Origin of the sequence: Parabacteroides acidifaciens, assembly GCF_003363715.1 — a bacterium.
GTDB classification, from domain to species: domain Bacteria; phylum Bacteroidota; class Bacteroidia; order Bacteroidales; family Tannerellaceae; genus Parabacteroides; species Parabacteroides acidifaciens.
The window spans coordinates 1-7,114 of sequence record NZ_QREV01000096.1; the positions used below are offsets into that span (position 1 = coordinate 1).

Genomic DNA, 7,114 nt, shown 5'->3' on the forward strand with positions numbered 1-7,114 from the left:
CCGTCCTAATCTTCGCGAGGTGCCGAGTGCACTACACATTAGCACGGTCGTAATGGCAAAGAGGACGGTCATAATTGTTGAAAACGCCCAAAAAATCGGAAAAAGCCCCTTTTTGAGGTCAAAAAAGCGGATTAACATTTGTTTTGTTTTGAATGTCTTTTGGAACTGAAAAATGCGTTTTATACAATAAGTCCACCGGATAGTTGAAAGTCAAGAGTTGAAAATTATCGCCTTTATGCTCCCCTTTAATCAAGCCGCCTGCCAACGCGAAGTTATCGAAACGTTCGTTTATTTCACATTGCCTGAAAGCGGAGGGGATAGAAGTTCATTTTCAACATTTATAAAAACATCACATTCCATTATTTTTTTCTACCTTCGTAGAAATTATATCGACAAAAACAATAACAACAAATAAAGCGTATGAATATACAACAACTCGAATACATTCTGGCCGTAGATACTTACCGTCATTTTGCCAAGGCAGCCGAGCACTGCCGCGTAACCCAACCGACATTAAGCATGATGATACAGAAACTGGAAGACGAGCTGGGAGTCAAGCTGTTCGACCGCAACATCCAGCCGGTCTGTCCTACCCCAGCCGGCCGCAAAGTAATCGACCAGGCACGTGTCGTCCTTTATCAGACATCATTGATCAAAGATATTGTAAACGAAGAAGAGCAGTCCCTAAAAGGCACATTCCGCCTTGCCGTGCTGCCGACTATCGCCCCTTACCTGCTTCCCCGTTTCTTCCAGCAGATATCGGAGAAACATCCCGACCTGGATATCCGTATTCTGGAAATGCAGACGGCTCCGACCATGAAAGCCTTGCTCAATGGTGAAATAGATGCGGCTATTATTGCCAATTCACCGACAGAGATGCAGCTTCAGGGAGATATCTTATACTATGAGCAGTTCTATGCTTATGTCGCCCGCAATGAAAGCGTCTTTAAGAAAGACATGGTCCGCTCCGCCGACATCAGCGACGAACGCCTCTGGCTGCTGGATGAAGGACATTGCTTCCGCGATCAGCTGATGCGCTTCTGCCAGATGGAAAAGGTAAAACTCCGCCAGGCAGCTTACCGTTTAGGAAGCCTGGAAACCTTTATGCGCATGGTGGAAAGCGGCAACGGCATTACATTCATCCCGGAATTAGCGACCTATCAATTAAGCGACCAACAAAAGGAACTGCTGCGTCCGTTCGCAATCCCCCGTCCGGCCCGCGAAATCGTCTGGGTAACCCGCAAAGACTTTATCCGTCACACAATTGCCGGTATCCTGATCGAAAGCATCAAGAAATGCGTCCCGAAAGAGATGCGCACCCTGCAAGCAGGGCTAAGGGTGGTCTGAAAACCACCCTCTTTTCAGAAGAGAACGTGGATATCTTAGTTTATTAACCTTCAGAATTTGGAAAGCCGGCAATTTATTACGTTATTTGCGTAACGTTGATTGCGTAATAACAATAAGACACTGATATGAAACTAAATAATCCATTTCTGATAGCCGGATATCACAGTCCTGAATACTTTTGCGACAGGCAAAACGAAACAGAAACAATCACCAATGCACTGCAAAACGAGCGGAACATTACCTTGATTGCCCCTCGCCGCATGGGGAAAACAGGGCTAATTAAAAATGTATTCTATCATCTGGAGAAGAAAAACGAGATAGTCCCTGTATATATGGACATCTTTTCAACCCAGAACCTGAACGAATTCGTGCATCTTTTTGCCATTTCCGTATTAGAAGCATTAGACTCGAACGTACAGAAATTGATCGGAAAAGTCAGTAATTTTCTAAAAAGCTGCCATCCGGTTCTGACATTCGATGAAATAACAGGACAGCCACAGGTCTCTATCGAAATTTCACCCAATAAAGAAGAGGCTACATTACGGGAAATTTTTGATTACATCGCTGCAAGTGATAAACGATGTGTCATAGCCATCGATGAATTTCAGCAGATTGCCGAATATCCGGAAAAAGGAGTCGAAGCCCTGCTACGTTCTTATATCCAATTTGTACCCAATGCCCGCTTTATCTTTGCCGGAAGTAAACAACACATCATGCAGGAGATGTTTCTTTCGGCCAAAAGGCCTTTCTACCAAAGTACGCAGATAGTCACAATAGAAGCAATCCGTAAGGAAGAGTACTACGATTTTACCCGTCATTTCTTCCAAGAGGCAAACCGGAAATTCGACAGTGACACGTTCTATTATATGTATGATGAGTTTGAAGGGCATACCTGGTATATGCAGGCACTGCTAAACAGATTATACGGTTATGGCACAGATATAACAGATAAGACATTCACCAATCGCGCCATACAGGAACTGACGGACGAAGGTATCTATGGATACCAGAACTTGATAGCAGCTTATTCCGGAGTGGCGGCCAAATTAATGAAAGCGATAGCTAAAGAGGGAACCGTAGCCGAAATAAATTCCGGAAAATTCATCTCGAAATACAAGCTGAAAGCCGCCAGCAGCGTGAACACGGCATTAGCAAAACTGATTGATAAAGAGATTGTCTACAAGTCTACACAAGGATACATGATATACGACCGGTTCATGTCTATCTGGTTAAGCAGACAGCCCTGACGGAATAAATATTTCGGATGCAGCGAAAAAAAATATCACTTTTTGCTTGTAGTTTCCAAAAAAGCGTTACTTTTGCTGCGTATTTAAAAACAAAGAGACAAAATGAATCGATTTAGCTTTACATATTACTTTTATTACTTTTACTTTAGCAGAGTGAAGGCAGGAGTTTGTATGTAGAGCGTTGATGAGAAAATATATGTATCAATGGAACAATATAAAGTCCTGCCGGTTTCGGTGGGACTTTTTTTTGGTCCATACAATAGCAAAGATTCAACAGATGAAATTATAAAACAGAAAGAAGATGAAAAAGAAAGTAGCAATCCAGGGAATAGCCGGTTCGTATCACGACATAGCCGCCCGCAATTACTTCGAAGGTGAAGAAATAGACATTATCGGTTGTAATACATTCAGAGAAGTCATTTCGACCATTAAGAAAGATCCTTCCGTTCTGGGAATGATGGCGATCGAAAATACGATTGCAGGTAGCCTGCTGCAGAACCATGAACTGATCCGTGAAAGCGGCTTGCAGATTATCGGCGAATACAAACTGCGTATCTCCCATTCACTGGTTGCACTTCCGGGAACCAACATCCACGACATCAAAGAGGTCAACTCGCACCCGATCGCCCTGATGCAGTGTACCGACTTCCTCGACACGCTGCCCAATGCGAAAGTGGTCGAGAAGGAAGATACCGCCATGAGCGCCCGGTGGATTTCGGAAAACCAACTGAAAGGGCACGCCGCCATCTGCGGGAAACTGGCTGCCCAGATCTACAACATGGAAGTCCTTGCCGAAGGAATCGAGACCAACAAGCGAAACTTCACCCGCTTCCTGGCAATAGCCGACCGATGGACGGCGGACGAGATGCTTAAAGGTGAAGACAGAAATAAAGCATCCGTCGTTTTCGCCCTCCCCCACACTGCCGGCAGCCTCTCCAAAGTTCTTTCCGTCCTCTCTTTCTACGACATGAATCTCTCTAAAATACAATCCTTGCCGATCATTGGCCGCGAATGGGAATATCTGTTTTATATCAATCTGACCTTTACGGATTACCTGCGCTACAGACAGGCATTGGATGCTATCAGACCGTTGACAAAAGACTTAAAAATATTAGGCGAATATGCAGAAGGAAAACAAAGTGTGTAAAACCGTTACACCCGCTAACCGTGTAGGTAGCGTACAGGAATACTACTTTTCCAGGAAACTGAAAGAAGTAGCCGAAATGAATGCCGCAGGCAAGAACGTCATCAACCTCGGCGTAGGCAGTCCCGACCTCCCTCCTTCGGAACGGACCATCGAGACTTTGTGTGAACATGCCCGTCAGCCGAACGAACACGGCTACCAGCCGTATGTAGGTATTCCGGAACTGCGCAAAGCGTTCGCCGACTGGTATCAGAAATGGTACAACGTCAGCCTCGATGCGAAGACAGAGATACAGCCGCTGATCGGCTCCAAAGAAGGAATCCTGCACATCTCGCTGGCCTTCCTGAACCCCGGCGACGGCGTACTGGTCCCCAATCCGGGCTATCCGACCTACAGTTCGGTGAGCAAGTTAGTGGAAGCAAATCTCATCCCCTACGAGCTAAAAGAAGAGTTAGGCTGGCAGCCAGACTTCGAGGAATTGGAGAAGCTGGACCTGTCGAACGTCAAACTGATGTGGACCAATTACCCGAATATGCCGACAGGCGCCAACGCCAGTATGGAACTGTATGAAAAGCTGGTCGCCTTCGGAAAGAAGCACGGCATCATCATCTGCAACGACAACCCGTACAGCTTCATCCTGAACGAGCATCCGTTGAGCATCCTCGCCGTCCCGGGAGCCAAAGACATCTGTATCGAGATGAACTCCATGAGCAAGGCGCACAACATGCCGGGCTGGCGTATGGCCATGCTTGCCTCCAACGCCCAATTCGTGCAGTGGATACTGAAGGTAAAGAGCAATATCGACTCCGGACAGTTCAAGCCCATGCAGCACGCAGCCGTCGAAGCCCTCGCCGCCCCGAAAGAATGGTACGACAACATGAACAAGGTCTACCGCAGCCGCCGCGACCTCGCCGGACAGATCATGCACACATTAGGATGCGAATACGACGAAAAGCAAGTCGGCATGTTCCTCTGGGGGAAAATACCCGCCGATGCAAAAGGCAGCGAAGCGATAGCCGACAAAGTACTCTACGAGGCGAATGTATTCCTCACCCCGGGATTCATCTTCGGCAGCCAGGGCGAACGCTACATCCGCATCTCGCTCTGCTGTAAAAACGAGACGCTGAAAGAAGCGCTCGAGAGAATAAAGAACTTATAAGTATTGGCACATTGGCATATTGACAAATTAAATCATTATTCATATGGAAATGCAATTAGAATCGATCATGTTACCCGGTATAGACCCGCAACGTCCTGTCGTAATAGCCGGTCCGTGTAGTGCGGAAACAGAAGAACAAGTAATGGAAACAGCCAAAGGCATTGCCGACAAAGGCATCAAGCTGTTCCGCGCAGGCATCTGGAAACCCCGTACCAAACCGGGTGGATTCGAAGGAATCGGTGCAGAAGGCCTGCAATGGCTGAAACGCGTAAAGAAGGAAACCGGCATGTACGTCGCAACCGAAGTGGCCACGAAAGACCACGTCTTCGAAGCCCTGAAAGCCGGTATCGACGTCCTGTGGATCGGCGCCCGTACGACCGTCAACCCGTTCGCCGTACAGGAAATAGCCGACGCCCTGAAAGGTGTGGATGTCCCTGTCCTGATCAAGAACCCGGTCAACCCCGACCTCGAACTGTGGATCGGCGCTTTCGAACGCCTCTACGGAGCAGGCATCCGTCGCTTAGGTGCCATCCACCGCGGTTTCAGCTCATACGACAAGAAGATGTACCGCAACCTCCCGCTCTGGCATATCCCTATCGAGCTGCGCCGCCGTATGCCGGAACTGCCGATCTTCTGCGACCCGAGCCATATCGGCGGAAAGCGCGAATTGGTCGCCCCGCTCTGCCAGCAGGCGATGGACCTGAGCTTCGACGGCCTCATCATCGAATCGCACTGCAACCCGGACTGTGCATGGAGCGACGCTTCACAGCAGATCACACCGGATGTGCTGGATTACGTGCTGAACCTCCTCGTCATCCGCGACTCCAACCAGACAACCGAGAACCTCGCCGAACTGCGCCGCCAGATCGACGGCATCGACGAACAGCTGCTCGAACTGCTCGCCAAACGTATGCGCATCTCCCGTGAAATCGGGGTGTATAAGAAGGAGCACAACATGCCCATCCTGCAATCTCCCCGCTACAGCGAAATCCTCGAAAAGCGCTCCAACATGGGCGAACAGATGGACCTGAACCCGGACTTTGTCAAGGAGATGCTGAAAGAGATACACGAAGAGTCGGTCCGCCAGCAGATGATTATAATGAATGAATGAATAATAATGTGCCAATTTGCCAATATGCCAATGTGGCGCTTTGCTAAATGTAGCGATTCTTATATTTCCATTGGCACATTGGCATATTAGCACATTAAATAATTATTAATAATGAAGATACTGATATTAGGTGCCGGAAAGATGGGTTCTTTCTTCACCGACTTGCTGAGCTTTGAACACGAGGTGGCTGTATTGGAGAGCGATCCGAAACGGATGCGTTTCATCTATAATGCCCTGCGCCTCCAGAAACCGGAGGAAGTGGCCGATTTCAACCCCGAACTGGTGATTAACTGCGTCACGTTGAGCTATACGATCGAGGCGTTCAAGAGCATCATGCCCTACCTCCAACCCTATTGTATCATCTCGGACATCGCATCCGTCAAGACCTACCTGAAGGAGTTTTACGAGACCTGCGGCTTCCCGTACGTCTCCACCCACCCGATGTTCGGCCCGACGTTTGCCAACCTCGGACAGTTGGAGAAAGAGAACACGATCATCATCTCCGAAGGCGACCACTTGGGAAAAATCTTCTTTAAAGATGTTTACGCCAGCCTGCGCCTGCACATCTGCGAATACACGTTTGAGGAGCACGACAAGGTCGTCGCCTACTCGCTCGGCATCCCGTTCGCCTCTACGATGGTCTTTGCCGCCACGATGAAGCACCAGGACGCCCCGGGTACGACCTTCAAGCGACACATGAAGATCGCGCGCGGCCTGCTCTCGGAAGACGATTACCTGTTAACGGAAATCCTCTTCAACCCCCGCACGCCGAAACAGATCGCCCGCATCCAGGAGGAACTGAACATCCTGCAAGACATCATCAAAGACAAAGATTCGGCCGGGATGAAGGAATACCTGACCAAGATCCGCCAGAATATAGAATAACACTTCCTGTTCCCGCGCCCCGACGCGGGATCGCATGAGAGCAGGCCGTATAAGAATTATTGACAAGGCCTGTTCTTTTGCGGCCCCGCGTCAAGCGCGGGGACAAGTTTCCCCCATAATTCATAATTCTTAACTCATAATCCCCCTCTTTCCTGCATTTGTCCCACGAATTGTCCCACGGGTTTTTATGGCAGTTCGGGTAGTTAGTGATACTTTTGCCC

The 7,114-nt window shown here is 48.6% G+C and carries 6 protein-coding genes; all 6 read left to right on the forward strand.

Features of this window, described 5'->3' with window-relative positions; all coding sequences use genetic code 11:
• Positions 1 to 420 precede the first annotated feature (420 nt).
• The 6 genes from DWU89_RS20005 to DWU89_RS20030 all read left to right on the forward strand — a co-directional run bounded on the left by DWU89_RS20005 (position 421) and on the right by DWU89_RS20030 (position 6,893).
• Entirely contained in the window at positions 421 to 1,347 is a 927-nt protein-coding gene (locus DWU89_RS20005; RefSeq protein ID WP_115501391.1) for a hydrogen peroxide-inducible genes activator, read from the forward strand.
• 125 nt (positions 1,348 to 1,472) lie between these two features.
• Positions 1,473 to 2,594, forward strand: coding sequence for an AAA family ATPase (locus DWU89_RS20010; protein WP_115501392.1), 1,122 nt, complete (start codon positions 1,473 to 1,475; stop codon positions 2,592 to 2,594).
• Positions 2,595 to 2,895: 301 nt separating this feature from the next.
• Complete coding sequence (locus DWU89_RS20015) at positions 2,896 to 3,741, forward strand: prephenate dehydratase (protein WP_115501393.1); 846 nt, start codon at positions 2,896 to 2,898, stop codon at positions 3,739 to 3,741.
• Positions 3,716 to 4,897 carry a pyridoxal phosphate-dependent aminotransferase gene (locus DWU89_RS20020; RefSeq protein WP_115501394.1) on the forward strand — a complete coding sequence of 394 codons (1,182 nt, stop codon included), beginning with the start codon at positions 3,716 to 3,718 and terminating at the stop codon, positions 4,895 to 4,897. Before DWU89_RS20015 ends, DWU89_RS20020 begins: the two co-directional genes overlap by 26 nt.
• A gap of 43 nt (positions 4,898 to 4,940) precedes the next feature.
• Positions 4,941 to 6,008 (forward strand): bifunctional 3-deoxy-7-phosphoheptulonate synthase/chorismate mutase type II, encoded by a 1,068-nt coding sequence (locus tag DWU89_RS20025; protein WP_167451729.1) that lies wholly within the window; start codon positions 4,941 to 4,943, stop codon positions 6,006 to 6,008.
• Positions 6,009 to 6,119: 111 nt separating this feature from the next.
• Positions 6,120 to 6,893, forward strand: coding sequence for a prephenate dehydrogenase (locus tag DWU89_RS20030; RefSeq protein WP_115501395.1), 774 nt, complete (start codon positions 6,120 to 6,122; stop codon positions 6,891 to 6,893).
• Positions 6,894 to 7,114 lie beyond the last annotated feature (221 nt).